The sequence below is a fragment of the Variovorax sp. V118 genome, assembly GCF_041154445.1.
In the GTDB taxonomy this organism is placed as follows: domain Bacteria; phylum Pseudomonadota; class Gammaproteobacteria; order Burkholderiales; family Burkholderiaceae_C; genus Variovorax; species Variovorax boronicumulans.
The window spans coordinates 1,736,074-1,761,223 of sequence record NZ_AP028663.1; the positions used below are offsets into that span (position 1 = coordinate 1,736,074).

At 66.3% G+C, this 25,150-nt stretch carries 33 protein-coding genes; 12 read left to right on the top strand and 21 right to left on the bottom strand.

Going from position 1 to position 25,150, the window contains the following annotated elements; all coding sequences use genetic code 11:
• Positions 1-80 precede the first annotated feature (80 nt).
• From ACAM52_RS07775 to ACAM52_RS07795, 5 genes are all read left to right on the top strand, one after another.
• Entirely contained in the window at positions 81-824 is a 744-nt protein-coding gene (locus ACAM52_RS07775) for an NAD-dependent epimerase/dehydratase family protein (RefSeq protein ID WP_369646637.1), read from the top strand.
• Positions 821-1,354, top strand: a complete 534-nt coding sequence (locus ACAM52_RS07780) for a cupin domain-containing protein (RefSeq protein ID WP_369646638.1) — start codon at positions 821-823, stop codon at positions 1,352-1,354. Before ACAM52_RS07775 ends, ACAM52_RS07780 begins: the two co-directional genes overlap by 4 nt.
• 114 nt (positions 1,355-1,468) lie before the next feature.
• Entirely contained in the window at positions 1,469-1,804 is a 336-nt protein-coding gene (locus ACAM52_RS07785; RefSeq protein WP_062481473.1) for an SMR family transporter, read from the top strand.
• A 3-nt stretch (positions 1,805-1,807) separates the two neighbouring features.
• Positions 1,808-2,617: an APH(3'') family aminoglycoside O-phosphotransferase gene (locus ACAM52_RS07790; protein ID WP_369646639.1), complete on the top strand. Its 810-nt coding sequence runs from the start codon at positions 1,808-1,810 to the stop codon at positions 2,615-2,617.
• 246 nt (positions 2,618-2,863) lie between these two features.
• Entirely contained in the window at positions 2,864-3,244 is a 381-nt protein-coding gene (locus tag ACAM52_RS07795) for a helicase SNF2 (protein WP_369646640.1), read from the top strand.
• 126 nt (positions 3,245-3,370) lie between these two features.
• Here ACAM52_RS07795 and ACAM52_RS07800 read toward each other — a convergent pair whose 3' ends face one another.
• Positions 3,371-3,760 (bottom strand): DUF427 domain-containing protein, encoded by a 390-nt coding sequence (locus ACAM52_RS07800; protein WP_062481469.1) that lies wholly within the window; start codon positions 3,758-3,760, stop codon positions 3,371-3,373.
• Positions 3,761-3,855: 95 nt separating this feature from the next.
• Positions 3,856-4,674 carry an NAD(P)H-dependent oxidoreductase gene (locus tag ACAM52_RS07805; RefSeq protein WP_369646641.1) on the bottom strand — a complete coding sequence of 273 codons (819 nt, stop codon included), beginning with the start codon at positions 4,672-4,674 and terminating at the stop codon, positions 3,856-3,858.
• Positions 4,675-4,762: 88 nt separating this feature from the next.
• Here ACAM52_RS07805 and ACAM52_RS07810 point away from each other — a divergent pair, with 88 nt between their 5' ends.
• Positions 4,763-5,656 (top strand): LysR family transcriptional regulator, encoded by an 894-nt coding sequence (locus ACAM52_RS07810; protein ID WP_369646642.1) that lies wholly within the window; start codon positions 4,763-4,765, stop codon positions 5,654-5,656.
• Positions 5,657-5,789: 133 nt separating this feature from the next.
• On the top strand, positions 5,790-6,101 hold the full coding sequence (locus tag ACAM52_RS07815) for a hypothetical protein (RefSeq protein WP_369646643.1): 312 nt from the start codon (positions 5,790-5,792) through the stop codon (positions 6,099-6,101).
• 63 nt (positions 6,102-6,164) lie between these two features.
• Here ACAM52_RS07815 and ACAM52_RS07820 read toward each other — a convergent pair whose 3' ends face one another.
• Complete coding sequence (locus ACAM52_RS07820) at positions 6,165-7,586, bottom strand: FAD-binding oxidoreductase (RefSeq protein WP_369646644.1); 1,422 nt, start codon at positions 7,584-7,586, stop codon at positions 6,165-6,167.
• A gap of 103 nt (positions 7,587-7,689) precedes the next feature.
• Between ACAM52_RS07820 and ACAM52_RS07825 the strand changes: the two genes are divergently transcribed.
• Positions 7,690-8,406 (top strand): helix-turn-helix domain-containing protein, encoded by a 717-nt coding sequence (locus ACAM52_RS07825; RefSeq protein WP_095745771.1) that lies wholly within the window; start codon positions 7,690-7,692, stop codon positions 8,404-8,406.
• Between the two features lie 18 nt (positions 8,407-8,424).
• On the opposite strand, the gene ACAM52_RS07830 is transcribed toward ACAM52_RS07825, so the two are convergent.
• Positions 8,425-8,811: a VOC family protein gene (locus ACAM52_RS07830; protein WP_095745770.1), complete on the bottom strand. Its 387-nt coding sequence runs from the start codon at positions 8,809-8,811 to the stop codon at positions 8,425-8,427.
• 211 nt (positions 8,812-9,022) lie between these two features.
• Between ACAM52_RS07830 and ACAM52_RS07835 the strand changes: the two genes are divergently transcribed.
• The 4 genes from ACAM52_RS07835 (at position 9,023) to ACAM52_RS07850 (ending at position 12,490) form a co-directional block, all read left to right on the top strand.
• Positions 9,023-9,532, top strand: a complete 510-nt coding sequence (locus ACAM52_RS07835; RefSeq protein ID WP_369646645.1) for a hypothetical protein — start codon at positions 9,023-9,025, stop codon at positions 9,530-9,532.
• A 59-nt stretch (positions 9,533-9,591) separates the two neighbouring features.
• Complete coding sequence (locus ACAM52_RS07840) at positions 9,592-11,073, top strand: ankyrin repeat domain-containing protein (RefSeq protein ID WP_369646646.1); 1,482 nt, start codon at positions 9,592-9,594, stop codon at positions 11,071-11,073.
• 80 nt (positions 11,074-11,153) lie between these two features.
• On the top strand, positions 11,154-11,585 hold the full coding sequence (locus ACAM52_RS07845; RefSeq protein WP_369646647.1) for a VOC family protein: 432 nt from the start codon (positions 11,154-11,156) through the stop codon (positions 11,583-11,585).
• Positions 11,586-11,596: 11 nt separating this feature from the next.
• Positions 11,597-12,490, top strand: coding sequence for an SMI1/KNR4 family protein (locus ACAM52_RS07850; protein ID WP_369646648.1), 894 nt, complete (start codon positions 11,597-11,599; stop codon positions 12,488-12,490).
• A gap of 105 nt (positions 12,491-12,595) precedes the next feature.
• On the opposite strand, the gene ACAM52_RS07855 is transcribed toward ACAM52_RS07850, so the two are convergent.
• The 17 genes from ACAM52_RS07855 to ACAM52_RS07935 form a co-directional block, all read right to left on the bottom strand.
• A complete protein-coding gene (locus ACAM52_RS07855; protein ID WP_369646649.1) occupies positions 12,596-15,103 on the bottom strand; it encodes a TonB-dependent siderophore receptor in 2,508 nt (835 codons plus the stop codon).
• Positions 15,104-15,232: 129 nt separating this feature from the next.
• Entirely contained in the window at positions 15,233-16,228 is a 996-nt protein-coding gene (locus ACAM52_RS07860; RefSeq protein WP_369646650.1) for a FecR domain-containing protein, read from the bottom strand.
• Positions 16,225-16,749: a sigma-70 family RNA polymerase sigma factor gene (locus ACAM52_RS07865; protein ID WP_369646651.1), complete on the bottom strand. Its 525-nt coding sequence runs from the start codon at positions 16,747-16,749 to the stop codon at positions 16,225-16,227. Before ACAM52_RS07865 ends, ACAM52_RS07860 begins: the two co-directional genes overlap by 4 nt.
• 73 nt (positions 16,750-16,822) lie before the next feature.
• The gene (locus ACAM52_RS07870) at positions 16,823-17,194 is read right to left on the bottom strand and encodes a VOC family protein (RefSeq protein WP_062480000.1); all 372 of its coding nucleotides are present in this window, start codon (positions 17,192-17,194) and stop codon (positions 16,823-16,825) included.
• Positions 17,195-17,335: 141 nt separating this feature from the next.
• Positions 17,336-17,740, bottom strand: coding sequence for a hypothetical protein (locus tag ACAM52_RS07875; protein ID WP_157627439.1), 405 nt, complete (start codon positions 17,738-17,740; stop codon positions 17,336-17,338).
• Between the two features lie 9 nt (positions 17,741-17,749).
• Positions 17,750-18,019, bottom strand: coding sequence for a hypothetical protein (locus tag ACAM52_RS07880; RefSeq protein ID WP_062480004.1), 270 nt, complete (start codon positions 18,017-18,019; stop codon positions 17,750-17,752).
• 194 nt (positions 18,020-18,213) lie between these two features.
• Entirely contained in the window at positions 18,214-18,423 is a 210-nt protein-coding gene (locus tag ACAM52_RS07885; RefSeq protein ID WP_062480006.1) for a DUF4287 domain-containing protein, read from the bottom strand.
• Between the two features lie 55 nt (positions 18,424-18,478).
• Positions 18,479-18,895: a VOC family protein gene (locus ACAM52_RS07890; protein ID WP_062480009.1), complete on the bottom strand. Its 417-nt coding sequence runs from the start codon at positions 18,893-18,895 to the stop codon at positions 18,479-18,481.
• A gap of 62 nt (positions 18,896-18,957) precedes the next feature.
• Entirely contained in the window at positions 18,958-20,655 is a 1,698-nt protein-coding gene (locus tag ACAM52_RS07895) for a serine hydrolase (protein WP_082818255.1), read from the bottom strand.
• 188 nt (positions 20,656-20,843) lie between these two features.
• Entirely contained in the window at positions 20,844-21,284 is a 441-nt protein-coding gene (locus ACAM52_RS07900) for a GNAT family N-acetyltransferase (protein ID WP_369646652.1), read from the bottom strand.
• A 68-nt stretch (positions 21,285-21,352) separates the two neighbouring features.
• Complete coding sequence (locus ACAM52_RS07905) at positions 21,353-22,114, bottom strand: class I SAM-dependent methyltransferase (RefSeq protein ID WP_369646653.1); 762 nt, start codon at positions 22,112-22,114, stop codon at positions 21,353-21,355.
• A 128-nt stretch (positions 22,115-22,242) separates the two neighbouring features.
• On the bottom strand, positions 22,243-22,737 hold the full coding sequence (locus ACAM52_RS07910; RefSeq protein ID WP_062480018.1) for a YfbM family protein: 495 nt from the start codon (positions 22,735-22,737) through the stop codon (positions 22,243-22,245).
• Positions 22,738-22,858: 121 nt separating this feature from the next.
• A complete protein-coding gene (locus tag ACAM52_RS07915) occupies positions 22,859-23,107 on the bottom strand; it encodes a DUF1272 domain-containing protein (RefSeq protein ID WP_082818251.1) in 249 nt (82 codons plus the stop codon).
• Positions 23,108-23,173: 66 nt separating this feature from the next.
• On the bottom strand, positions 23,174-23,683 hold the full coding sequence (locus ACAM52_RS07920) for a GNAT family N-acetyltransferase (RefSeq protein WP_255221187.1): 510 nt from the start codon (positions 23,681-23,683) through the stop codon (positions 23,174-23,176).
• A gap of 86 nt (positions 23,684-23,769) precedes the next feature.
• Complete coding sequence (locus tag ACAM52_RS07925) at positions 23,770-24,219, bottom strand: GNAT family N-acetyltransferase (RefSeq protein ID WP_082818252.1); 450 nt, start codon at positions 24,217-24,219, stop codon at positions 23,770-23,772.
• A gap of 20 nt (positions 24,220-24,239) precedes the next feature.
• Positions 24,240-24,563, bottom strand: a complete 324-nt coding sequence (locus tag ACAM52_RS07930; protein ID WP_369646654.1) for a hypothetical protein — start codon at positions 24,561-24,563, stop codon at positions 24,240-24,242.
• 4 nt (positions 24,564-24,567) lie between these two features.
• Positions 24,568-25,095, bottom strand: a complete 528-nt coding sequence (locus tag ACAM52_RS07935; RefSeq protein WP_062480023.1) for an AAA family ATPase — start codon at positions 25,093-25,095, stop codon at positions 24,568-24,570.
• Positions 25,096-25,150: the final 55 nt, after the last annotated feature.

Sequence of the window (25,150 nt, forward strand, 5' to 3'; positions counted from 1 at the left end):
CGATTCTTGGTTCTTTCGTATGGTGCATCGCGATCCTAAGCTCGAGCCTTCGAACAGCCAGCAGGAAAGAGGGACACGCAATGGGCGAGAAGGTATTCGTGGCGGGCGCGACCGGGGCCGTGGGCTCGGCGCTGATCCCGCAGCTGATCGAGGCCGGCCACACGGTGTACGGCGGCACCCGCCGCGCCGAGCGTGCGGCGGCGCTGGAGGCACGCGGCGCCACGTCGGTCGTCGTCGACGTGTTCAACGCGCAGGCCTTGCGCGACGCGCTGGTGCGCATCGCGCCCACGGTCGTCATCCATCAGCTCACCGATCTGCCCCGGGACCTGGACCCGGCGCTGATGGCCGAGGCGGTGGTGCGCAATGCGCGCGTGCGCATCGAGGGCACGCGGCACCTCGTGACGGCGGCGCTGGCGGCCGGCGCGAAGCAGTTGATTGCGCAGAGCATCGCCTGGGCCTACGCGCCCGGACCGACGCCGCACACCGAGGATGATCTGCTCGACCTCGGGGCCGAAGGCGGACGCCGCATCAGCATCGACGGCGTGGCGGCGCTGGAGCGCAGCGTGCTGGGTGCCGTCGGCCTCACGGGCACGGTGCTGCGCTATGGGCAGCTGCATGGGCCGGGCACCTCGAACGCGGCACCGAAGGGCGCGAGCCCGGTGCATGTCGAGGCCGCGGCCTGGGCGGCGCTGCTTGCGATGCGGCATGCGCGTGGCGGCATCTTCAACATCGCGGAAGACAGCGCCGAGGTCAGCAGCGAGAAGGCAAGGCGCGAACTGGGGTGGCATGCGGCATTCCGGCTGTCACAGGAGGTCGCGTCATGAAGGCCGCACGCTGGCATCGCACGCCGTCGATCGGCGCGGGCCTCGCAGGGCTGTCGCTGGTGCTCGCCGCCGGCTGGGCGCTGATGCCGCGCACCGGCCAGCAGGAGGCCGTGCAGTGGTTCGCCGATGTGTGCAGCTCGGTGGCGCGGCCGATGTTCGCGTCCGCCCCCGTGCCTGCGGGCTCGGAGGCGACAGCGCGGCCCGCGACGCAGGTCAAGGTGCTGTCGTGCGAGGCGCTGCCGCACGTGCCCGGCAAATCGGTGACGACGGTGCTGGTCGACTTTCCGCCGCTGGCCTATTCGCCCGCGCACCGTCACCCGGGCTCGGTGACCGCGATCATTGTCGAGGGCACCATCCGCTCGCAACTGGGCGGCGGCCCCGTGGGCACTTTCAAGAGCGGCGAGACCTTCTTCGAGCCGCCGAACACGCTGCACATGTTCGCGGAGAACCCCGACCCGGTGAAGCCCGCGAAGCTGATGGCGGTGTTCGTCACCGATACCAACTGCGGACCGTTGTTGCTGCCGCCCTGAAGCTTCTGGTGCTGTGCGCACAGCTTCGAGAGAGCGTCAAACGCACGCGCCTTCGGCCCCGGATCGCGCAAGGCCACCGAGGCCGCACGGACTGCGCGCGATTAGAGTCCGGCGATGACTCTGACCTATGCATACCTCGCTGTCGCGATCGTCGTCGAAGTGCTCGCGACCAGCTTCCTCAAGGCCTCGGACAGCTTCACCCAGCTCTGGCCCAGCGTGGCCACGGTGGTGGGCTACGCCGTGTCGTTCTACTTTCTCTCGCTCGCGCTGCGCGTGCTGCCCACCGGCATCGCCTACGCGATCTGGTCGGGCGTGGGCATCGTGCTGATCTCGGTGGTGAGCTGGCTCTGGTTCGGCCAGACGCTCGATGCGCCGGCCATCGTCGGGCTGGGGCTGATCATCGCGGGCGTGGTGGTGGTCAACGTGTTCTCGAAGTCGGTGGGGCACTGAGGCATGGGCACGATCGAACAGCTGTTGCCCCGCTTGCCCGCCGGCACGACGTGGACGCCGGCCAGCGAGGGCGAGTCGGGTGATGCAGTGTTCCGCCGCAGCGATGGCGCGGCCTTCGCGAAGGTGTCGCTCGGTGCGGGCGCCGCGCAGCTCGACGAGGAGCGTCGCCGCACCGAATGGCTCGCGCCGTACGGCGTCGGCTCCGCGCGCGTGCTCGACTGGCGCGCGACGCTCGAGGGCGCCTGCCTGGTCACGGCCGCGGTGCCGGGCGTGCCGGCCAGCGACCTGCCGGCGGCTGACTTGCTGCCGGCCTGGCCGTCGATGGCGCGGCGCCTGCGCGCGCTGCACGAGATTCCGGCGGGCGAGTGCCCGTTTGCGCGCCCGCTGTCGGCGATGTTCGACCGCGCCGCCGATGTCGTCGCGCGCGGCGCGGTGAACCCGGAGTTCCTCGACCCCGACCAGCAGGACGTGCCGCCGCCATTGCTGCTGGCGCGGCTGCACGCCGACCTGCCGCACCGGCTGGCACAGGAGGCGCAAGACCGCGTCGTGTGCCACGGCGATGCCTGCCTGCCGAACTTCCTGGTCGATCCGCAGACGCTGCAATGCACCGGCCTCATTGACGTGGGGCGGCTCGGCACGGCGGACCGGTATGTCGACCTGTCGCTGCTGCTGGGCAATGCGCGCGAGAGCTGGCGCGATGCGGCCGACGCGCGCGCCGCGCATGCCTTGCTCTTCGCGCAGTTGGGCATCGACGCGCCCGACGACGGCCGGCTCGATTTCTATCTTCGGCTCGACCCGCTGACCTGGGGCTGATGGCGGCGCCGGCGCGCCGCATTGTTTCCTTTTCGGGAACGCCGTGGTTCTTTTTGCTGAGGGTTTTTACCTAGATCCCGCCGCACAATTCATCTCACGGGCCGGCCCCCAAAGCCGGTCCGGATGAACAGGCCCCGAGCGAGTTGGCCGCCCTTCAAGAAGAGGGACGGTGACCCACCCCAGACCGGTTCAAACCATCCAAGCAAACACTTGTACTACTGAACTGAATTGAAGAAGGAAACCGCCATGAACGCCTCGAAGATCCTCTCCGCCGTTGCTGTTGCCCTGATGGCCGTCGCCGGTGCCGCCCACGCTGAAACCTACGAAGGCGTGCATCGCCTGACCTCGGCCGCCAGCCGCGCCGATGTCGCCGCACAAGCTGTCGTGGCCGCGCACAGCGCCGACCCCTATGCCACCGGCGCCGAGGCAGGCCCCGCCCAGGTGTTCGTGTCGACCGTGAGCCGCGACGCGGTGCGTGCCCAGGCCGTGGTGGCCGCTCGCAGCGAGAACCCCTACAGCGAAGCCGTGACGTCCCGCGTGGCCCCGGCGCTGGCCAGCGGCCTGGACCGTGCCAGCGTGCGCGCCGAAGCCCGTGCCGCCGCACGCGGCGAGGCACTGCCGCTGTAATCGATCGGTCTGACAGGCAGGCACGCGCGCTCGGCCCCACGGGGCGGGTGTCGGCGGGCCAGGGAAAGAAAAACCGGCCTTGCGAAAGCAAGGGCCGGTTTTTTCACGAACGGAGTGGGGCGGTCGTCAGAAGCAGCGTTCTTCGATCGTGCCCACGCGGTCCGGATAGAAGGCCACGTAGTCCTTGATCGGCGCGACCGATTCATAGGGTGACTCGTAGGTCCACACGGCATTCACCGAGCGCTCGCCGCCGGCTGGAATGCTGTAGTAGGCGCACTCGCCCTTGTACGGGCAGTAGGTCGCATGCGTGGTGCGCTCCAGCAGCGACATGCGCACGTCCTTGCGCGGAAGGTAATGCACCGTGCCGAAATGCGACTCTCGCAAGGTCAGCGCCTCGCGCGAGCTGGCAATCACATGGCCTCCCACCGACACCACCACGCGCAACGGATTCGGCGTGATGGTGATCGCATGGTCGGGGCCCGGAATCTTGACGGTGCGTTCTGGCGTAGCGAACATGGACAAGCTCCTTCGGACGAATCGGCGGATGCGCATCTTGCTGCGTTGTCGCGACGATTTGAAGTCTCCCGCGAATCCACCTGCTCCCGGCGTGGTTAAAGGCGGCCGGGCTCGAAAACCAAAGTTTCAGATTCGCTGTTTTTGCGGTGCACACCGAAGCCCGCGCGGCCCGGCGCGATGTGTTCGCGCAGCGTGAGCGCCGGAATTTCGTAGTCGCCGCCGTTCTGCCGGCGGAACGCAATCGGGTCGGTGGACCACAGCGTGTCGAGCCGCTCGCCCAGCTCGCCGGTGATGCGCGCATAGGCTGCGGCATCGACCTTGCCCGTGCGGTGCACCACGAAGGGCGGCAGCACGTCGAAGCCCGGGTAGTAGAGGATGCCGTGGTGAATGGGAAACAGCAGGTCGTCCATCGGCCCGTTGATGCCGCGCGGGGCGTAGTGCGAGGCCCAGCCGCCGGTTGTCACCACCAGCATCGCGCGCTTGCCGGCCAGCGTGCCTTCGCCGAAGCGGTCGCCCCAGTGTGTATCGGAATGTTCGCCCACGCCGTAGGCAAAGCCGTAGGCGTAGATGCGCTCGATCCAGCCCTTGAGGATGGCGGGCATCGAGTACCACCACAGCGGGAACTGCAGGATCACCGCGTCGGCCCACAGCAGCTTCTCCTGCTCGGCGGCGATGTCGGCGGTCTGCGTGCCGCCCTCGAAGGCGCGCAGCGAGTCGAGCACGGGGTCGAAGGGCGCGGCGGTGTCGCGCGCGGGAAAGTCGTCGGCGTCGAGCGCGGGCTTCCAGCGCATCGCGTACAGGTCGGACACGCGCACGGAGTGGCCGGCGCTCGTGAGGCGTTCGACCATGAAGCGATGGAGCGAGCCGTTCAGCGAGGCGGCTTCGGGATGGGCAAGGACCAGCAGGATGTTCACGGTGTCAAAGGGTTCGAGTGAAGATGCCCTCAGGTTAGGGATTGCCAAGTTATATTGGAAATGAATAGTTTGAATTCCAGGTATCGCCATGAACAATTTCAGCCGCATCGACCTCAACCTGCTGGTCACGCTCGACACCTTGCTGGCCGAGCGCAACGTGACCCGCGCGGCCGAGCGCCTGAACCTCTCGCAGCCCTCGGTGAGCGTGCAGCTGGCCAAGCTGCGCGAGCTCTTCGACGACCCGCTGCTCGTGCCCGCGCAGCGCGGCATGCGGCCCACCGCGCGTGCCGACGAACTGCGCGAGCCGCTGCGCGAAGCCCTCGCATCGCTGGGCCGCGCGGTGGCGCCCAGCCAGCCTTTCGACCCGGCCAAGGCGACCACCACCTGGCGCGTGGCCGCGGCCGACTACGCCGAGTCGGCCATCCTGCTGCCCGCGCTGGCCGGCCTGCGCGCGGCCGCGCCCCACACCCGGCTGGCCGTGGTCGAGGCCGTGCCGACGCGCATGGCGCGCCAGCTCGAGCAGGCGGAGATCGACCTGTTCTTCCACACCAGCGTGGGCGCGCCGCCCGGTCTGCACCGGCGCGTGCTGTTCCACGAGCGCTACGTGCTGGCCGGGCGGGCAGGGCACCCGCGCCTGAAGCGCCGTCCCACGCTCGCGCAGTTCTGCGCGCTGGAGCATGTGGTGGTGTCGCTCAGTGGCGGCGGCTTTGCCGGGCCGACCGACGAGGCGCTGGCAGTGCAGGGCCTCACGCGGCGCGTGGCGCTGTCGGTGCCGCACTTCCTTTTCATGATGTCCGTGCTCGCCAGCACCGACATGGTCGCCATGCTGCCCGAGCGCCTGGCGCGCGGCGCGCCGGGGCTGCGCGTGGTGGAGGCGCCGCTCGACGTGCCGGGCTACGAGATGGCGATGCTGTGGCACGAGCGCCGGCATCGCGACCCGGGGCATCGGTGGCTGCGCGAGCAGATCGCCCGCAGCTTGTAGCGTCGGCTGGCGCGCCGGCCGCCCCCTTCGCCGGCATCGGCTTTTCGCCATGACGACGCAGAGCTTGCCGCTGCGGGCGTACAGTCGAAGCGTGGGCCTGTCGGGGCTCTCTCTGCACGAATGGAGGTCGAAGATGGCCCAGCACGCAATTACCGCTGTTCACTTCAAGGACGGAAAGGTGGACCTCGTCGCCATTCACCCGGTCGTGGAGAAGGAGTTCGGTTCGACGGAATTTGCCCTTGGCACGGCACAGCGCGTCAGCGTCGGCGAATGCGTCAAGCTCCTTGCGGCCGGCGAGGAGGTGTGCCTGGCCCGGCGCACTGAAAGCCACGGCTGGGAAGTCATTTGCGACGCCCGGCTCTTGCCGGGCGGGACCGCTTTCGCCGGCGTCGACATCCTGGACCGTCCCACCGATGCCTTGCTGCAGCTTCCTGCGTGGGACTAGATCACCGGGCGCCTGCGCCGGATGCACCTGTAAAGGGCCGCCAACAAGTCGCCGACGATCGGTTCAGCCGGAGACGCTCTTTGTGTGACGGAAGAAGTTCTCGGGGTCGTACCTGCGCTTGAGTGCCGCGAGTTTGTCCAGGTTGGCCCGGCCGTATGCGGCTTCGATGCGGTCCTGGCCCTCTTCCTCCGTCAGGAAGTTGATGTAGGCCCCGCCTGTCGAGCAGACGCGCGTCGCTTCGAAGCAGTCCCGCGCCCACTGGATGTGGATGTCGTCGTCGCCCGGCCTCTCCCAGGAGCCCGCGATGTTCAGCACATAGGCCGCGTCCCGGTTGCCTGCCGGCGAATGCCCGGCAGGCAGCTCGCCCAGCGCACCCTGGATCTGGAACAGGAGGATGGCCGAATGGGGCGATTGAATCCGGCCCGCATGCGTCACGGCGAGATCGATGGTCCGCTGATCGATGCCTGGCAGGTAGTGCGACTTCCAGTAGTAGCGCCGTCCCTTGGGCTGCGTGGCGTCGAGCAGGCTCTGCATCTGCGTGTAGGGCCGGCGCGTCACGATGTCGGCCACTGGCCGGCCAAGCGCGCGCAGCGGTGCGATCAATGCCTCTCCCTCTTCGACCTTGCCGGTGTAGCAGACGAAGATGGCCACGATCGGCTTGCCGTGCACCTCCTTCGGGAGCCAGGGCGCCGGCGGCGCGATCCGCAGAACGGCCACGCTGGTCAGTTCGCGCGGGGCCTCTGCGCTGAACGCACGGTAGGCGTCGAGAACCTGCCGGGCGTCGTCGCCGCTCCATGCGATCGCACCGCCCAGGATTTCGGGGCCGACGGGAAAGAGCCGGTACTCGAAGGAGGTGACGATGCCGAAGTTGCCGCTGCCACCACGCAGCGCCCAGAACAGGTCCTCGTTCTCGTCCGCAGACGCACGCACGACTTCGCCGCTGGCCGTCACGACTTCCATCGAGACCACGTTGTCGCAGGTCCAGCCGTGGCGACGCGTGAGGTAGCCGAATCCGCCGCCGACGGTGAGGCCTGCAATCCCGGTCGCAGACACAAAACCGAGCACGGCGGCGAGCCCGTGCAGCTGTGTCTCGCGGTCGACGTCGCCCAGCGTGCAGCCCGCTTGCGCGCGCGCCGTGCGACGCGCGGGATCGACCCAGACACCTCGGAGCAGCGACATGTCGATCATGAGGCCGCCCTCGCAGACCGCAAGCCCGGCGATGTTGTGGCCGCCGCCGCGCACGGAACTCAGAAGCCCGTGCTGGCGTGCGAACCGGACGGCCTGCACGACATCGACCGTGCCGGTGCAGCGCGCCACCAGGCCCGGGCGTCGATCGATCATCGCGTTCCAGACCTTGCGCGACTCCTCGTAGGCCGGGTCGTCCGCGGTCAGCACCTGGCCTTTGAACGTGGCCTTGAACGACTGCAGGATCTCCGGCGAAAGGTCCACGGTCCCGCCGTCCATGCGTGTGAGTTGGATCGTCATGAGTGGTCTCCGAAAGGAGTGGGGAAGTCGGGGGCAGCTTGCGCGTGACCAGGCGAGCGAACAAGTCCAGAATCTGAAGCGTTGCCGCTCTGGAGACGAGGCGATGGAAAATACCTACGGTCAGTTCTGCACCGTCGCCAGGGGGGCCGAGGTGTTGTGCGAGCGATGGACGCCGCTGGTCGTGCGCGAGTTGCTGTGCGGCAGCAAGCGCTTCAACGACCTGCATCGCGGCGTCCCGCGAATGTCCACCAGCCTGCTGGCGCAGCGGCTTCATCGCCTCGAGGAATTCGGTGTCGTGCGCCGCAACACCGTCGGCAAGGTGTGGGAATACAGCCTCACCGAGGCCGGCGAGGAACTTCGACCCATCGTCATGGCGCTGGGCCATTGGGGTGCGCAATGGATCGGCAGCCGCCTGCGCGACGACGAACTGGATGCGGGCCTGCTCATGTGGGACATGCGCCGGTTCGCGTGCATTCAGGAGTTCCCGCCCCGACCCGTGATCATCCACTTCCAGCTGCGCGACGCACGGACGCGCGAGCGCACGTGGTGGCTCGTGGTGGAGGACGGCGTGGCCGATCTGTGCCGCGACGACCCGGGGCGCGAGCTGACGCTCGTGGTCGATGCCTCCGTGCGCGCCTTGACCGAAGTGTGGACGGGCGATCGCACGCCTGCGCAAGCGCTTCAGTCGCGCGAGATCCGTGTCGATGGGGCGAGGTGCGACGCGCAAGACCTGTGGCGGTGGCTGGGCACCAGCGTGTTCGCCTCGACGCGTCGCGCTGCGGGACGGAAGTTGCCGGACGGCCAATCTCTGGCGCCGTAGCTGCTCACGGCGAGCCAGCTACGCCGGCGCAAGGTCCTCGTGGATGCACAGAAAGTTGCCTTCCGTGTCCTTGAACCACGCCGCCTTTTCCGAACCGAGGACGCAGACATGGTCGACCGTCTTCAGGTCGGGGAAGTCGTAGTCCTCGAACACCACGCCGGCGCGCTTCAGCTTGTCGATGCTGGCGGCGATGTCCGGCACCTGGAAGCTGATCGCCGTGTGGTCGGCCTTGGTTCCCTCGGGTTTGGGGAACAGCGCCAGCGTGCTGCCGCCCACCGTGTAGACAAACTTGCCGTCGGGCCGCAAGCCACCCGCCTTCAGGCCCAGGCAGCCCTCGTAGAAGGCACGCGCGCGGTCCATGTCCTTCACCGGAAGCATGGTCGTGACAGACGAGTCGGACAGCATGGTGGGTCCTTTCGCACAGTTCGGCGCAGCGGGTGCCGCTTGGCGGCATGGCCTTGGCTGGCCGGGTGGTGGTCAGCTTACGCCTGAGGCGGGTGCGATGCCAGTGCGGTGGGTAACCTGTTTGGTGATGCACGGCCCTTTCATGAGGTCGCCTTCGGCCGGGGGCGGGCATGGCTAACATCAGCCGACAGCAGATCAGGGAGGACACAGGATGACGGTGGTTGCGGAGACTTTGCGGATGTCGACACTGCAGCGACTCGGGGCGTCCGCGCCCCTGGTGCAGTTGGCGATGGGCGAGTGCCTCTATGAAGTGTTCCGCACGGTCTGCCTGGGGCCGCCGTTCCTCGCGTACCGCGGCGCCCGTGCACCCGACGGGCCGCCATGGGTTCCACTGTGGGATCGCGGCAGCCGGGTCACGGGCCTGCGCGCACATCCGGATGGCCTGGAGTTCGTCGAGTTCAGCGTGGAGGACCCTCGCGCGTTCGAGCGGATCGCGTTGACCGAGCAAGGCTTCTGGCTGACCCGCTTCGACGCGCTGTATGAAAACGATGTGCCCGAGAGCGTCCTGCACGAGGCCGCACGGCGGGTCGGGTTCCGGTATCTGGATCAGCACCTGGCTGCGAGGGAAGGGGCCGAGGAGCGACTGAGCACCTTCAGCGATCACCGCCTGTGGCTGCAAGGCCTCGTGGTGGGCATCGATCGACAGGCCAGCGAGGCCTGACCGCAGTGTTCACACGAAACCCATCCTTTCATTGGTGCATCACCCTCGCATCAGCTCTCATGCTCCACATGCCAGCGCACCCGGCCGAGGCCGAACCCGCTCGCGACACGACGTCCGCGCAAGCGCAGATCCCGTTCTTCGATGCCGTGGAGCGCGGTCGCCTGCGCGAGGTCGAGGCATTACTTGCGCAGGGCTTTGGTGTCAACGATGTGCAGGGCTACGGTTTCAATGTGGGCGACTCGCCGTTGATGAAGGCCGCACAGCAAGGCAATGCGCAGATGGTGAAGTTCCTGCTGCGTCGCCATGCCGATGTGAACTACCGCAACGCCAACGACGGCGAGACGGCGCTGCTGCGCGCCGCCAAGTTCGCGGGCTCCGGCGGCGTCAGCGACACGCACGCCATCGACTTCCGCCAGACCCTGGCGCTGCTGTTGAAAGAGGGCGCGAACCCCGACACGCCCGATCGCAACGGCGGCCTTCCGTTGTTCTTCGCGCCCACGACCTGGGTCATTCAGGCGCTGCTGGCTGCGGGCGCGGACCCCAATGCTGCGACCAGTAACCCACCGCTGATCGAGCACGCACACGACCCTGCGCGCGTGCGGCTGCTGCTGGCCGCTGGCGCGCGGCCGGATGTGCGCGATGCGCAGGGCGCTTCGGCGCTGGCGATGGCAGCTGAGAAGGGCCGCCTTGCAAGCGTCCGGCAGCTCCTGGCGGTCATGTCGCCGGATGCGGTGCGGGGCGCCGATGCCGATGGGCACAACGCGCTCGATGCGGCGGCCAGGGGTGGCGATGGGAGGATCGTTCGCCTGCTGCTGGCGCAGGGCCTGCCGGCGACCGAGCGCGCCGTGCGTGCAGCGGCGACGCAGGGGCATCTGCAGGCCGCCCGCCTGCTGCACCGGGCCATGGACCCGCCGCAGTGGCCGCCCCTCGAAGCGGGAGCACCGGCCGAGGCACGGGTCTATCTGCTGATCCTGCAGCAGAGGCCGCAGGAGGCCCTGGCCGCCTACCGCGCCTTCGAGACGGTCGCTTGCGGACGCATGACGCCGTTGGCGTCGGCGGTCGATGCCGGCAATGTGGAGGCCGTGCGCGCCTTGCTGGCCCTGGGCGTCGACGTGAACCACCAGACCCCCGCGCCGTTGCGCAGCGAGCTGGTGCCGCAGCCGCAGACCTCGTCGGGGCTGCCCCGCCTGGTCCATGTGCTGCCGCCTCCTTGCAACGACGCTTCGCTCGCACCGCAGGCAGGTTCACCGACGTTGCTGCAGGCCGCGTTGCCTGTCGGCCGGTTGCCGTTCGCACCCGCGCCCGGCACTGAAAGCGCCTTGCCGCAAGCGGGGTTCTGGACGGACAACGCCCTGATGCGCGCCGTGGCGCGCAACCACCTCGAGATCGCACGGTTGCTGGTGGCGGCAGGTGCCGATCCGGCGCTGCGAAGCCACTACCCGCCGCACGCATCGGCGCAAGCATGGCTGCAGACGCGCCCGCCATCGCATGGCGCGTCGCTGGCCGCATGGAAGAAATTGCTGAAGCTGAGTCGGCCCTGAGATGCAAACCCTGTCGCTCGATATCCGAGGTTGGCTTTGGTAGATTCCGCCACTCCGATCTCCACCGACAGGAGCGCTTCATGAGTACACAAAAAGAACTGCATCGCGGCCGCCTGATCGACCACATCGGACTGGTCGTTCGCGATCTGGCGGCCAGCAAGGCCTTCTACAGCGCCGTCTTCGAGGCGCTGAAGATCCCGATGGGCGGCTCCGACGCGCGCAACTTCTGGGCCGACGAGCTGTTCGTGTCGACGCGCGACAGCGACGAAGTGCAGGGCGAACTCACCGGGCGCCACCACATCGCATTCCAGGCGCAAGACCGGGCCATGGTCGACGCCTTCTACAAGGCCGCATTGGCGCACGGAGGCCGGGACAACGGCCCGCCGGGTGAACGCGCCTACCACCCGGGCTACTACGCGGCGTTCGTGCTGGACCCGGACGGCAACAACATCGAGGCCGTGTTCCACGGCGAGGCCGATCGGAGTGCGGCTTCGGTGCGGATCAGGTTCTGATGCCTGTTGGCATGGGTGTCCTGAAATCATCGTCAGCCGCGGTGGCACAGCCGTCTTTCCGTTTTCGATGCCTGGCCAGCCTGTGCGCCTTGTTCATGCTGTCGGGTTGCGGAGACGAACCCGGTACGAAGCCAAAGGCCGACGGCACGAAGGCCGCGACCCATCTGCACGACCGGCATTCGGCCTATGCGGGAAGTCCCAGCGAGTGGAGCGCCTTCATGGACTGCTGGCGCAAAGCGTCGTTCGAGTTGAATTCGACGAAGCCAGAGGCCGCGAGAGGCCAGGGTCATCTGACGGTGCTGGGGATGCAAGCACCTGGCGGCTCACCGGCTCCCACCGAGGCCGAGTTGAGGGTCGGCCTCGCCCGGCTTGAGGCCCGGCTGAAGACAGAGCTCCCCAAGTCGTACAAGGATTTCTGGGTCGCCTACAAGTCGCAGGCGCTCGCACCCTCAGCATTCAACCCGCAGAACCGGTCCCGATTCGTGGGAATGCTGGAGCTGGACGACGTGGGCCTGTTCAAGGACCTGGCGCCCGACTACTGGGCGATCAAGCAGACCGTGCCCATTCATTCGGACGACTCCGAATACTTCGTCTATGGCGTCGCCCAGGATTCGGTGTCCGGACGCACGAGCGACCATGCCCGCGCGATCCTCATCGGAAAGTATGACGATGACAGCACGGCGTTGATCTTGCTGCACCCACACGTGAGAACGAGCGACGGCGAAATGCAAGCTTCGCTGAACCAGCACGCGGGCGAGTTTCGCGCACCGTCGTTTGCCGAGTTGATGCGGCAGCTGAGCATCCTGGAAACTGTGGATGTGGCGCACGTGCCGCCTTATCCGCAGAAGACGCTGGCAGGTCGTTGTGCCGAAAGGCTGCCCATGACGAATGTTTGGTGGGAGTGACCCCAGGAGCGAGAGACGCGTTGCGCGTCAGCCTTGCGTCCCTCTCATGCTCGGAAATCGATACCCCAAGAGGGCGACGCCACCCGCGCGCCCCTTCCTCACAACTCACAGCTTCGGCGTGTACCTCACCGTGAACAGCACGTTGCGCGGATCGCCGTAGTTGTTGTTCCCGTTGGCCTCGCTGTAGGCCGGGATGTAGTAGCGCTTGTCGAAGATGTTGTTGATGTTGACGGCCAGCGCCACCTCCGGCGTCAGCTGGTAGGCCAGGCGCGCGCTCCACACGGCGAAGCCGGGCACCTTGTACGTGCGGTCGTAGCCCAGCGTGTGGCTCTGGATGCTGAAGCCGCCGCCCACGCTGAGCCGGCTCCAGTCGCCGGGCAGCTGGTAGTTGGTCCACACGCGCAGCATGTGCTTGGGCGTCCACTGGCTGAAGATCTTGCCCTTGTTGTCCGGGTCTTCGAGGAACCGGGTGGTGTTGTAGGTGTAGCCCGCCGTGAGCTGCAGCCGCGGCGCGACCTCGCCGCTGACCTCGGCCTCGAAGCCCTGGCTGCGCACCTTGCCCGACGACTTGGAGCAGTACCAGCCGTCGCAGGCAAAGCCGCCGTCGCGGTCGGTCACGGCGCGGTTGGTGTGGTTGTAGCGGAACACGGCCAGCGAGGTGTTCAGGCGGCCGTCCATCAGCTCGCCTTTCAGGCCGACCTCGTAGTTGCTGCCGATGATGGGCTTGAGCCCGTCGCCCGAGACGGTGCGCTCGGTCTGCGGCTCGAACACGTCGGTGTAGCTCGCGTAGGCCGACCATTGCTTGTTGAGCGCGAACACGAGGCCGACGTACGGCGTCACTTCGCCCGACGTGCTGACGGTGCTCGTGAAGCCCGCGGACTGGCTCGAGTAGAGATAGTCGTACCAGCTCAGGCGCGCGCCGACGATGGCCGTGAGCGGCTCGGCCAGCTGGGCCCGCCAGCTGCCGTAGATGCCCTTTTGCCGCACGTCGTAGTGCGTGTGGCTCTTCCCGCCGCCCGCCGCCATGATGGTGTCGTAGTTCTGCGCCGGGCGGTTGTGGTCGATGGCGAAGATGTTGCCGCCGCCGCTGAACCGGCGCGCATACCGGTCGGTCGACTCGAACTTCGAGTAGTTGGCGCCGATGGTCAGGTCGTGCTGCATCGACAGCGCGTCGAAGCGCCCGCGCAGGTAGACGTCGAAGCCGAGCTTGCGCGAATCGAAGCGGGTGTCCCAGTCGGCGAAGTTTAGCCCGCTGCCGTCGGCTTGCACGTCGCCGTGCATGCGCTGGTGCTGCGCGCTGTTCTTCTCGTTCATGCCGAGCGCGGAGAACTTCAGCTTCCACTGGTCGTTGAAGCGGTGCTCGGCGTCGACATACACCGTGGTCTGCTCGACGTCGCTGTGGTTCCACAGGGCGCCCGTGAACACGGAGCGCGGCAGGCCGATGTCGGTGCCGTCCGGGTAGCGCGGAAAACCACGCAGCATCGGGCGCCCCTTGGCGTGCGAGTGGCTCACGCCGAAGCCGACGGTGGTGTCGGGAGAAATGTCGTAGTCGATGGCGCCGTAGAGCGAGCGCGTCTTGCGCCACACGTAGTCGGTGAACGAGTGGCTGCGGTCTTCGTCGACCACCACGCGGCCGCGCAGCGTGCCTTCGGCATTGAGCGGACCGCCGGCGTCGAGTTGCGCGCCGTAGTGGTCCCACGAGCCCGCCTTGCCGGTGAGCGTGAGCGTCTTCTCGGGCTGGCCGCGCTTGCGCACGAGGTTGATCGCGCCGCCCGGGCTGCCGGTGCCCTGCAGCAGGCCCGAGGCGCCGCGCAGCACTTCCACGCGGTCGAAGAACACCGTGTCTTCGGTGGCCCAGTTGCCCAGCGAGTACATGTTGCGCGGCACGGGCACGCCGTCGTACTGCCAGGCGTCGATCTGGAAGCCGCGCGACGTGAGGACCATGCCCGGTCCCACGCCCTTGACGCCCACCACGCCCGTGACGTTGTTGACCGCATCGCGCAGGTCGACGAGGCCCTGGTCGTCCATGCGCTGGCGCGTGATCACGCTGACCGACTGGGGGATGTCCTTGAGCGCCTGCTCGCCCTTGCCGAGGGTCAGCGCGCGCGCCGTGTACGAGCGCGTGCCTTCGGTGGTGGCGCTGCGTTCGGCCTCGGCCGTGACGGTGACCGGCGCGAGCGTGGTGCTGCCGTCGGCGCCGGTGTCTGCAGGGCCGCCGATGCTCGAGCGGCGCAGCGCATACGCGCCGCCCGCGCCGCCCGCCGCCTCGAGGCCCGAGCCGGCCAGCAGCCGCGCGAAGCCTTCGCCCACGGCGTGCTGGCCTTGCAGGCCGGGCGAGCGCTTGCCCTGCGCGAGGGCAGGCGGAATCGTGATGCTCACGCCGGCGGAGGCAGCGAAGCTCGACAGTGCCTCGTCGAGCGGGCCGGGTGCGATGTTGTAGGCCTTGCGTGCTTCGGCTTGTGCGGCCGGTGCGTTGGGTGCGCCCGGTGTCTGCGCGGCGACGGTCCCGGCGGCGGCGCACGCCATGGCGAACAACGCGCCATGCACGGCGAGCGACAGCGCACGCAACGAGACGGTGTCGGAATCAAGGGGGGACGGTCGGCGACGGGCCATGGATTTCTCTCTCTCCTGCAAGGGTGTGAAGTTGCTGTTCCTCAAGGCTTCACACGCGAGGAAAGAAAAGGGGACAGGCCGCGACAGAAAAAATCGCAGCGGCCGAAACCGCCGCCGGCACCCGATGCCTCAACCGCCCGGCGCCACCACCGTGACCCAGTAGCGCGTGCGAAAGAGCACGTCCACCGGCAAGGCCTGCGGCAGGCTGTCGAGCACCGGGCCGGTGTCGCGCAACTGGAACACGCCCGACACGCGCAGGTCGGCCACGGCCGGATCGCAGCGCAGCACGCCGGGCCGGTAGCGGCCCAGCTCGGTGAGGAAGTCGTGCAGCCGCATGTTCCTGGCGCGCAGGACACCGCGCGACCAATCGTCGGCATCGGGCGCTGCCGCCGTGATCTCGCCGATGGCCGTCGAAGAAAACATGGTCTGCTCGCCGGCACGCACCACCGCCGCCAGGCTGCGCGCGTGGTCGGGGCGAACCTCGACCGCGCCGTCGAGCACCGTCAGATGGCTGCGATCGCCTTCATGCTGCCGGACCACGAAGCGCGTGCCCAGCGCACGCAGGCGCCCCTGCGCGGTCTCGACGATGAAGGGGCGGTAGGCGGCGTCGGAGGAGGGCACGGCATCGGGTGCCGTCTCGATGAGGATTTCGCCCGCATGCAGCCGCACGAGGCGCTGCGTCGCGCCGTAGGCCACGTCAATGGCCGTCGCGGTGTTGAGCTGCAGGCGTGTGCCGTCGGCCAGTCGCAGTTCGCGGCGTTCGCCCGTGGCGGTGCGGTGGTCGGCCAGCCATTCGCGCGCCGGCGACGCGCGCCAGGCCAGCCAGCCGGCAGGCGCCGCGGTCAGCAGCACGGCGAGTGCCTTGACGGCGGTGCGGCGATCGCTTCGCACTGCTCGGCCCAGCACCGGCATCGACAGCGCGCCCGGCAGCCCGCCGAACTTGCTGCTGACTTGCTCGGCGCGATGCCAGGCTGCTTCGTGCGCGGGGTCGGCCGCCCGCCAGCGCGTCCATTGCGTGCGATCGGCCGCCGTGGCCTCGCCCGACTGCAGCAGGACGAACCATTGCGCTGCCTGCAGGGCGACGGCCTTGTCGACCCCGATCACCATCGTGCGTTGCACCGTCACGCGACCAGCAGGATGCAGCGGGCCATGGCTTCGGCCATGTAGCGCTTGACGGTGCGCTCGCTCACGCCCAGCTTCGTTGCGATCTCCGCATAGCCCAGCCCTTCGAGCTGTGCCATCAGGAAGGCCTGGCGCACCGGCGGCGCCAGTCCGTCGAGCATCGCGTCGATCTCTTGCAGGGTCTCGAGAATGATCGCCTGCTGCTCGGGCGAGGGCGCCATCGGCTCGGGCAACGCGCTCAACGCGTCGAGGTAGGCCTGCTCCAGCGAACGCCGGCGGTACAGGTTGGCCAGCAGCCGCTTGGCGACCACCGTCAGGTAGGCGCGCGGCTCCCGCAATTGCCAGTCGCACTGATTCTCGGGCGTGTGGTCTGGCGCGGTGAGGATGCGCAGGAAGGTGTCTTGTGCGAGGTCTGCCGCATCGAAGGCATTGCCGAGCTTCCTGCGCAACCAGCCCTGCAACCACCCGTGGTGCTCGCTATAGAGGGTGTGGATGTGCGGGTGCAGAGCGGGATCGGCGGCCATGGCGGACGTAGTGCGGTGGCCAGGCCATCCAAATAAGAATTATTCTCATTGTATGACGAGTGTGCACCTATGGCTACGTTCGGGGCTGCTGCACCAACTGAAGTTCGTTGCCGGCGGGGTCGCGCAATGTGGCGAGGATGCCGCCCCAGGACTGCGGCTCGGGGAGGCCGCTGAAGGTCACGCCGCGTGACGAGAGTTCGTTGTACTTCGCCTGGATGTCTTCCACGTCGAAAGACAGGCCTGTGAAGCGGCCTATCAGGGCTTGGTCTTCTGCTGGCGCGTCTTCGTCGACACGTTCGACCACGAGACTCATCGGACCTGCGCCGAACACGCAGAAGCCATGTTCGCGTCCGTCGGCCTTCAGGGGCAGGCCGAGGATCTGTTCATAGAAGCGGGAGGCGAGGGCGAGGTCCTGGACGAAGATGCGGGCGGTGTGAAGCTGCATGGGCTCTCCTGGCTGAGGGTGAGGTGCATGCTAGGCGGAGGCTTTGGCCGGAACAAGAGGCCGTGCCGAATGATTGCTTCCGGCGGGCTGCAGCCTCGTGTGCGGCTGGCGCGTTGTGGTCCAAAGCGGTTCGATTGGGGCTTAGCGCACAGCCCCGGTGCCCGACGAAAACCAGGCGCCGCCCCTGCCTCGAAAAAGAAGAATCAATGCAACGAGCTCCATGAGGTACAGCGTGCCCGCCACCAGCAAAGTCCAGCCGGAATGGTCGGCCAGTCGTTGGGGGTAGAAAAACCAGAGCATCCAAGAACCGACGGTCCACAGCAACAGGCCAATGCGCGCCCAGTTCTTTCCTCTGATCGTTTGATAGATGAAGACGGCCGTAAGTGCGTTGGCGGCAAGCACTACAACGATCCAAACAAGGGAGAACGTGGTGTCTGCACGCGCTTCGGCGTTCGAACCGATGGACCGAAAGCTGCCAAAACTCCTGACCAAGAGAACTACCAAAGACAAGACGGCCGCAGTCCATATTTCGCGTGGCGCTTTCATGTGGGATGTCTAAAAGCGGAAGGCCGGATCGTTCAGAAGAACCAGCACCGCAAGCAGGCTTAGCCCCCCAAAAACAATAAGCGCTCGGAGCCAGAAAGCGCCATGAGCAGCCAGCTCCGGGACCCGGGCAGCAAACGCTCTCAGGCGGTCTCCCCACGGATGTGCTCTTGGAAGAATTGCTGCGATCAAGAGTGACCCCGCAATCGCCAACACGGCAAGTAGCACGAGCACGGCCAATGCATAGCCGAATGCCATCCAGAAGGCCTGCTTCATTGCCATTCGTTAATCGTCTTTCATGGTGTCACGGGACCTGCTTCTAGCCGATTGCCGTAGCAGCCAGCAGCCAGCAGCCAGCAGCCAGCAGCCAGCAGCCAGCAGCCAGTACGCACGCGCCGCTCGATGAAAGAAAACGCATCGTCGTCCACTCGCGCCGCCATGAGCCGAAGGTATGCATGCTTGGCCTGCCGCGGGTATTACTTCTTCGCAAGAAACGCCGCAACCAACGCATTCGCATGCCCGTGGCCCATCTTGTGCTGGGTCTTGAGCTGGCTCACGAGCTCCATGTGCTTGAGGGGGCCCGCAGCCTGAAGAATGTCCATCCAATGCACGATCGGTTGGCCGTAGGTCTTCTCGATGGAGGGGAAGTACGAGGCGGGTCCTTTTACCTTGGTGGTCTCGGTCATGGGCGGTTCTTTCGCAGGTGGAGAGTGTGGTTCGTGCAACGGTGGGAGGGCATTCTTACAGCTGCCAGCTCCTGTTGCTGGCATTGGGCTGGATCAGGTCCCACATGTTCCCGCACAGGTCCTTGAAGACAGCCACGACCCCGTGCGGCTGTTCCTCAGGCGGGCGGACGAACTCGACGCCTGCGGCCTTGTACTTTTCGTAGTCTCGCCAGAAGTCGTCCGTGTACAGGAAGAGGAACACACGGCCGCCAGCCTGGTCGCCGATGGCGCGTTGCTGTTCTGGTGCCGACGCTTGCGCCAGGAGAAGGCACGCCCCTGTTCCGCCCTGCGGCTTGACCACGACCCATCGCTTTCCTTGCGCAGGCACGGGCGTGTCTTCGACGAGTTCGAAGCCCAGCGTGCCGACGAAGAATTCGAGCGCCTTGTCGTAGTCGGGGACCACGAGGGACACCAGGCCAAGTGATTGATGCATGGGGTGTAGTCGCAAAAATCAGCGATGGTAAATCGCCGAGTCACCGCGCGCGAGGCCTGGACTCAGTCCGCCACCCGCCGCATTCGGAACTCGCCGCCTTCGTACAGCACGAGCGCGACCACCTTGCCGTCGGCATCGCGCTCGAACTGCAGTTGGCTGCGCGCGTTCTCATAGGCGAAGCGATCGGGCCGATCTGCCATCGGGAAGACGGGCCTGCGTTCCCAATTGCCCGATCGCACGCCGAGCTGGCCGTTCTCGACCTTCACGTCGAAATCGAGGTTGCGCCGCAAGGTCCGGGCGAGGTGGTAGCGGCCTGCGTAGTCCGCCTCCACATCAGGCGTAACGACCGCCACAGTCGGCGCCGTCTTGTCGGTGCGCGTGGCCCGCAGGCGACCGCCGCCCTGCGTGATGTCCACGCGGGCCAGCGCACCGTTCTCGCGGGCGAAGACGTAGACCGCGCCCACTTCGGTGTCGACGAAGGTGTCGTTGCCTGCCGGCCGCAGTGGCCGGTAACCGCCCGCGCTGGCGCGGCGGTACAGGTTGCCGTTTTGCGACACGAAGGTGAAGGCCATGTTTCGGTCGACCTGGTACACGCCCGCATAAGTGCCCAGCGATGCAGCATCGAGCGTGACAGGCGACAGGGCCACCGGATACCGGCTGGCCGCGAGGGCAGTGAAGACGCGGCCCGGCTGCGCATGCGCGCTGCTGGCGAGCACCACCACGGCCTCTTGCGTATCGGGCGCCATCATCCACAGCGCGCGGAAGCCGCCGGTGATGCCGGAATGGAAGTAGGTGCGCTTGCCTGGCGGCCCGCGCATCATCACGGCGTAGCCGATCTCGCTCTCGCGGTAGCGGCCCAGCGGCGTGAGCAGGCGTTCGACGGCGGGGCCGAGCGGGCCGCTGCGGCCGGCCATCAAGGCGCGGCTGAAGATCAGCAGGTCCGACGGGGTGGAGCGCAACGCGCCTGCGGCGGCCAAGGCATCGAAGTCCCACAGCGGGGCGGTGGCCTCGTGGTTGAAGGCCGGCGCCATGCGCGCCGCCTTGTCGCCGAGGTCTTGCACCGTGTCCTGCATGCCGAGGGGGCCCGTGATGTTCTCGCGCACCATTTGCTGCCATGGCTTGCCGTAGCGTTCGGAGAGCACCAAGCCCACCACGCCCAGGCCGAAGTTGCTGTACGCCGCCGCACAGGGCGGCGCGGCAGTCATCGGCTGGTTGGACAACGCCGCCAGCAAGCGGCGGCGGCTGTATCTCGAAAAGGGATCGCCCGAAGCGTAGCCCTCGAAGTCCGGCGGGTCCCACGGCAGGCAGGCGCTGTGCGTGATGAGCTGGCGCAGCGTGATGGCGGCGACGGCCGGCGAGAGCCCGGCCTTGCCCTCGAGCAGCGCGCCCAGGTTGTCGTCCAGCGACAGATCGCCGCGCTCCACGCTCTGCGCCAGCAGCAGGCCGGTGAAGACCTTGCTGATCGAGCCGATCTCGTAGAGAGGCTGGGCACTGGCGTCGACTGCATCTGCCGCATCGCCATTGGGCGGAGTGACCCCGCCGTCGTTCTGCAGGAAGGCAAAGCGTGCCTGGCCCGCGTGCAGCACACCGACCGAGACCGAGCCGCGTTCATCGCGCAGCGCCATGTGCGCCAGCGCTGCGGGGTCGGTTGCGAAACTGAGTGGCTGTGCCCATGCGGTGCTGAAGACCAGCAGGCCCGAAAGCAGCAGCGCGCCGCAACGCAGCGTGAGCCCCAGGGTGTCAGAAGCCTTCTTCTTCATGCGCGAGTCCTTCGCCATTCCTGCATGGCAGTGTTCAGCCGGCCCGGAAGTCCGTGTTCGGCACGCTCACCAGAAACCCGACGCCGCAGTCATCGAGGCCTGTCGCGAGTCTCGCATTGCCGCCCATGCTGTGCGCGGCCTGCTGCACGATGGACGGCGCAAGAGGGGGCCTGAGCCGACATACAGCTTCAACCGAGCTTCTTGAGCAGGCTGACGTATCCGCACTGCTTGTAGCCGAGGCCTTCATAGAATTTCCTCGCGGGAACTGATTCGCCGGTTTGAAGATTCGCACTCATGAAGCCGCGCGCTTGAAGGTGCTCCTCGAAGCCCCGCATAAGCTTCGCGCCGAATCCTTGCCCTTGGTAACGTTCATGGATGCACATCTCTTTGATGTGAAAAACCCAGCCTTGCACCCAACGCTCGCCCCAGCCCAGAACAAGGCCAATGGCTTCTCCATGCATTGACAAGCCCATGCCTTGAAACGCGGGTGATTGCGCAAAACTTGTAAGCCGCTCAGCAGCTACTGCCTCCGTCCAGCCATCATTCCAAGGGGGTGCATTGAACACTGAGCGATACAGTGGCACGAACTCGGAAATGTTCTCCGGAGAAAGTGATGTGATGCTTTCCATTCGATGAGGGGCGGTTGCGAGTGGCTAGGTTGAACAAGGTACGTCGGAAGGTCCGCTTCTGGTCGACTCTAAGCAAGCGAGCCAGTCGCAGGCTTGGTTCCGACCAAGACAGGCTGATAGAACGCGGCGTCGAGTCGCTTCACGTTCTCGAAGCCAGCCTCTCGCATCAGCTCGCAAAGACGGTCGACCGAGACTGCGTAGTACCTGGAGCGCATGACATGGGTCTTCACCAGCCCGGTGGCCAGCTCATCTTCGACGACGAAGAAGGAAAAGTCGTAGTGGTCGCCGTCGAAATCCCAAACCTGGAACAGCACGTACCGCTTGCCGTCCTCGACCCGCGCTCCATAGTGCTTGACCAGGTTCGTCCCACGCTCTTCCTTGTCGTAGTCCCTGACCGTGATGACGCATCCACCGCCGGGGCGCAAGCATGCGAGGAACTGGCGCAACGCAAGCAGCAAATCCTCGTCGGTCAGCAGGTGAGGGACCGAGTTGTCGCATGAAATGACGAGGTCGTATCCAGTACCGTGGTCCGCATAGGCCGTGCGCATGTCTGCGACCTTGAAGTCGACGGCCAAGCCGCGAAGGTCCGCTTCGCGCCGTGCACGTTCGATTTCTCTGGCCGACAGGTCTGACCCGACGACGGAGTAGCCCCGCCCGGAAAGCGCGAGAGTCTGGGTGCCGATGCCGCAGGAGACGTCAAGCACCGTGCGATGCCCGGGCCATTCTGATTGGATGACGCTGTCGAGCTGTTCGCCCTGCCGCCGGATGCTGTGGCTCCAGTCGGGGAAGATCAGGTGATACAGCGGGGCGAGGTCGTCGTAGAAGTCCATCGTTTGACGTCAGGCTGTGAAGGGCATTGCCAGTTTACGAACGATCGGCCCGGCGAAGGGCTGGTCTTGGCCGAATGCGGACTGCATGGGCTGTCGAAAATGCGCTCCTTCGCTTGCGCCAAGTCGCACTAGCAGATGTACAAGAGCAACGCCCCGCCATCCGAACAGGTCGCGTTGTAGAACTCGCGCAAGGCTTCGTAGTGATGGCACACGTATTGACGGTCAAGGTCTTCGCCAGTCCATCCCGGGTAGATTTCTGCGGCCTCGGCACGGTCTGCATCGAAGCGGCTCCACAGCGTCGATGCGTCTATGGAGTTCAGCGCGTTGGCTGTCGCGCGCACCTCGTCAGGCCGTAGGTATCGGAAGGGGCCGTAGCCAGCATCTGTATCGGCAAGCGCCTCACCCCCGAGTACGGCCATGGCAAGGGGGCCTTCGCCTCCCCATGCCTCTCCTGTCAGGAGAAAGTGGATCAGATGCCAAGACTTGTCCAGATCGAAGCTGACCGGAGGCTCCGGAAACTCGCCATCGTCGGGGTACGCCAGTTCCGCAGCAAGGGCAGGCTCGTTGATGAGCGCGGTGAGTTGGTCGGGGGAGATTCGAAGGTAGCTGCCGATCATCGACATTGGTGGTCTCCTGAAAATGAATCCCTGAAGTGGGCTGACGAGGCCTGCCGAATTCTTATTGGTCGCGGGCGATCACTCTTGGCCATGACCGATCGTTGACAGGACGCGTGATCGCGGCGTTTCAGGATGCCGCTGCGCACCCCTCAGGCTTGAACACCCGCGTGGTCGATGCTGGAAACTTTTCAAGTTTTGCCGCTGGCCGCGACGGGCGCGGGACCAGCTCTCCGCCGCAGTTTGGGCATGTGCCTGCGAGGCGTTGGTTCGCGCAATCACTGCAGAACGTGCACTCGAAAGAGCAGATGCGGGCATCGGCCGAATCCGGCGGCAAGTCTCGGTCGCAGCATTCACACCCGGGGCGCATTTGGAGCATGGCGAAACCTCAGAGAGAGTTTTGTCGGTTGAGCTTAAACGAGGGCAAGGTGGCCGATGGCGAAAGTCAGTCGGTCGATCCAACAGGGCCGAGTGCAAGGCTTATCGGCTGCACCATCAGATTCGAGTGTTCCCGTAGTGGCTCCAGCGCGCCATCGGGGCAGAAGCCACAAGCTGCGTACAGGCGCGTCGCCGGCGTATCTCCGGCAGTGACGCCCAAGAAAACGCGCTTCACTCCAACGCTCTCGGCCCAGGAAATCGCCTCCTTGAGCAAAGCTCGACCGGCTCCCATCCCTCGTGATGCGGGATCAACCCACATCTGGAAAAGATGGGCGACAGCCGGTTCATCACTGGACAACTTGCACCAGATCAGACCGCATGCGTCGTCGCGATTGAACGCGAAAAGGACACGATCCTTCCCGGACGACGTAGCCGCGGCAATTCGAGCGGACCACATCGCGTCGGTTCTCGTGGCCTCTGCTTCATGCGTGCTTCCGAAGGCGTCCGGGGAGTCGAGCAGCGCCCGCAGGCGCATGTCCCGGTAGGTCTTCCATTCATCTGATTTCGCGGGTTGCACTGAGATCAAAAATCACCTTCTGGTTGAGAGTTGAGGGACTGAACTCGCGATCAGTGCTTCAACCAAATTCTGCCCGTCGACCCACCTCATCGAGACGGAGCGACCGGCCAACGAACCAAAAAACAATGCGTGTCGTCGGCGCTCTCGTGGACAAACCCATGACGCGCGTAAAGCTCGCCAACCGGATTCCACTTCAGATGCTCCAGTCGCACTGCTTGATGGTCTCGGTCAGCTTGCTCCAGCACATGGCGAAGCACCGCTGAACCAATGCCGGCGCGCTGAAAGGCCGGCAAGACGTAGAACTCGCCAATCCGGCGGTGATCATCGACCGCCCATGTGGCGATCGTGCCGATCGGCGTTGCTCCCTTGAGAATGACCGACCACGGGCGTTCTTGCCATCGGCTCAGATGCAGGTTTCTCTGGAAGTCGTCATCCCATCCCCACCGCGCTGCAACGTAGGGGCCGAGTGCCTGTCGCTTGGCATCGAACGCAAATTCGACATCCGAGTCGAGGGCGGCGCGCAGGGTTGGGTTCATCGAAGCTCGCTGGTCCCCATTCACAGACGGATGCCGCGACGGATGCGGTTCAGGCGGCTGCTCATGATCCACGCAACCACCGGCCCGATCACCATGCCAGCCAGGCAGCTCCACACAACGACATGGCTCTTGAGTTCCAGCAGCCAGGTAAGCGTCGGGTACTGCGCGGCCACGGCGTCCGAAAAGCTCCACCAATAGGAGGAGCCGCGGCTGGAGCCTGTGCGATGCTTGGTGCCGTCGAGCCAGTAGGCGGCCAGCGGTGCAAGGCCCAGATAGGCAAACATCGCCGCCCAGGGGCCGAGCACGATAGCGCCCAGGAAGGCGTCGATGAAACGGGAGCGCATCGATTTACCTCTCATGCATGCGCCGCCAGATCAGATCCGCCGCCTCGCTAGTACTCACCAGCGCCGAGTCGATGACCAGGCGGCTTGTGCCCCAAGCCTCGTAGTCATGCCGAAGCACAGCCTCCCAACTCGGCAACGCAAAGCCCGCAATGTCGGCTTCCCGGTTCTCCACGCGTCTGCGATGTTCAACGACGTCTGAGCACACGACCTCAACCTCTACCAGATGCGATGACGTCTCGGTCGCCACGGCCCGCCACGCCTCACGCGTGACCGACAGCGGATTGACGCAATCAGCAACCACGGACATGCCGAGCGCAAGGTTGGACCGAGCCAGCGCGTAGGCCACGACGTAGCCCGCCGGGCCCACGTCGTCAGTGCGCCCGCTTGCGGTTTTCAGTGCGTGCTCGATGGCGTCGATGCGCAGGTACACCGACGGGGCACGCGCCACGAGTTCGCGCGCGATGGTTGTCTTGCCTGTGCCTGGCAGTCCGCTCAGGACGATCAGGGTTCGAGGTTCCGAAGTCGATCTCATGGAAGGGGATGGCGTCTGCGAAGGGCCGTTCGTCGGCGATCGTACCCACCATTCG

Bases quoted from the DNA above. Each gene is read 5' to 3' on its own strand.
- ACAM52_RS07775 (WP_369646637.1), top strand. From the start codon at position 81: ATGGGCGAGAAGGTATTCGTGGCGGGCGCGACCGGGGCCGTGGGCTCG.
- ACAM52_RS07780 (WP_369646638.1), top strand. From the start codon at position 821: ATGAAGGCCGCACGCTGGCATCGCACGCCGTCGATCGGCGCGGGCCTC.
- ACAM52_RS07785 (WP_062481473.1), top strand. From the start codon at position 1,469: ATGACTCTGACCTATGCATACCTCGCTGTCGCGATCGTCGTCGAAGTG.
- ACAM52_RS07790 (WP_369646639.1), top strand. From the start codon at position 1,808: ATGGGCACGATCGAACAGCTGTTGCCCCGCTTGCCCGCCGGCACGACG.
- ACAM52_RS07795 (WP_369646640.1), top strand. From the start codon at position 2,864: ATGAACGCCTCGAAGATCCTCTCCGCCGTTGCTGTTGCCCTGATGGCC.
- ACAM52_RS07800 (WP_062481469.1), bottom strand. From the start codon at position 3,760: ATGTTCGCTACGCCAGAACGCACCGTCAAGATTCCGGGCCCCGACCAT.
- ACAM52_RS07810 (WP_369646642.1), top strand. From the start codon at position 4,763: ATGAACAATTTCAGCCGCATCGACCTCAACCTGCTGGTCACGCTCGAC.
- ACAM52_RS07815 (WP_369646643.1), top strand. From the start codon at position 5,790: ATGGCCCAGCACGCAATTACCGCTGTTCACTTCAAGGACGGAAAGGTG.
- ACAM52_RS07820 (WP_369646644.1), bottom strand. From the start codon at position 7,586: ATGACGATCCAACTCACACGCATGGACGGCGGGACCGTGGACCTTTCG.
- ACAM52_RS07825 (WP_095745771.1), top strand. From the start codon at position 7,690: ATGGAAAATACCTACGGTCAGTTCTGCACCGTCGCCAGGGGGGCCGAG.
- ACAM52_RS07830 (WP_095745770.1), bottom strand. From the start codon at position 8,811: ATGCTGTCCGACTCGTCTGTCACGACCATGCTTCCGGTGAAGGACATG.
- ACAM52_RS07835 (WP_369646645.1), top strand. From the start codon at position 9,023: ATGACGGTGGTTGCGGAGACTTTGCGGATGTCGACACTGCAGCGACTC.
- ACAM52_RS07840 (WP_369646646.1), top strand. From the start codon at position 9,592: ATGCTCCACATGCCAGCGCACCCGGCCGAGGCCGAACCCGCTCGCGAC.
- ACAM52_RS07845 (WP_369646647.1), top strand. From the start codon at position 11,154: ATGAGTACACAAAAAGAACTGCATCGCGGCCGCCTGATCGACCACATC.
- ACAM52_RS07850 (WP_369646648.1), top strand. From the start codon at position 11,597: ATGGGTGTCCTGAAATCATCGTCAGCCGCGGTGGCACAGCCGTCTTTC.
- ACAM52_RS07855 (WP_369646649.1), bottom strand. From the start codon at position 15,103: ATGGCCCGTCGCCGACCGTCCCCCCTTGATTCCGACACCGTCTCGTTG.
- ACAM52_RS07865 (WP_369646651.1), bottom strand. From the start codon at position 16,749: ATGGCCGCCGATCCCGCTCTGCACCCGCACATCCACACCCTCTATAGC.
- ACAM52_RS07870 (WP_062480000.1), bottom strand. From the start codon at position 17,194: ATGCAGCTTCACACCGCCCGCATCTTCGTCCAGGACCTCGCCCTCGCC.
- ACAM52_RS07875 (WP_157627439.1), bottom strand. From the start codon at position 17,740: ATGAAAGCGCCACGCGAAATATGGACTGCGGCCGTCTTGTCTTTGGTA.
- ACAM52_RS07880 (WP_062480004.1), bottom strand. From the start codon at position 18,019: ATGGCAATGAAGCAGGCCTTCTGGATGGCATTCGGCTATGCATTGGCC.
- ACAM52_RS07885 (WP_062480006.1), bottom strand. From the start codon at position 18,423: ATGACCGAGACCACCAAGGTAAAAGGACCCGCCTCGTACTTCCCCTCC.
- ACAM52_RS07890 (WP_062480009.1), bottom strand. From the start codon at position 18,895: ATGCATCAATCACTTGGCCTGGTGTCCCTCGTGGTCCCCGACTACGAC.
- ACAM52_RS07895 (WP_082818255.1), bottom strand. From the start codon at position 20,655: ATGAAGAAGAAGGCTTCTGACACCCTGGGGCTCACGCTGCGTTGCGGC.
- ACAM52_RS07900 (WP_369646652.1), bottom strand. From the start codon at position 21,284: ATGGAAAGCATCACATCACTTTCTCCGGAGAACATTTCCGAGTTCGTG.
- ACAM52_RS07905 (WP_369646653.1), bottom strand. From the start codon at position 22,114: ATGGACTTCTACGACGACCTCGCCCCGCTGTATCACCTGATCTTCCCC.
- ACAM52_RS07910 (WP_062480018.1), bottom strand. From the start codon at position 22,737: ATGTCGATGATCGGCAGCTACCTTCGAATCTCCCCCGACCAACTCACC.
- ACAM52_RS07915 (WP_082818251.1), bottom strand. From the start codon at position 23,107: ATGCTCCAAATGCGCCCCGGGTGTGAATGCTGCGACCGAGACTTGCCG.
- ACAM52_RS07925 (WP_082818252.1), bottom strand. From the start codon at position 24,219: ATGAACCCAACCCTGCGCGCCGCCCTCGACTCGGATGTCGAATTTGCG.
- ACAM52_RS07930 (WP_369646654.1), bottom strand. From the start codon at position 24,563: ATGCGCTCCCGTTTCATCGACGCCTTCCTGGGCGCTATCGTGCTCGGC.
- ACAM52_RS07935 (WP_062480023.1), bottom strand. From the start codon at position 25,095: ATGAGATCGACTTCGGAACCTCGAACCCTGATCGTCCTGAGCGGACTG.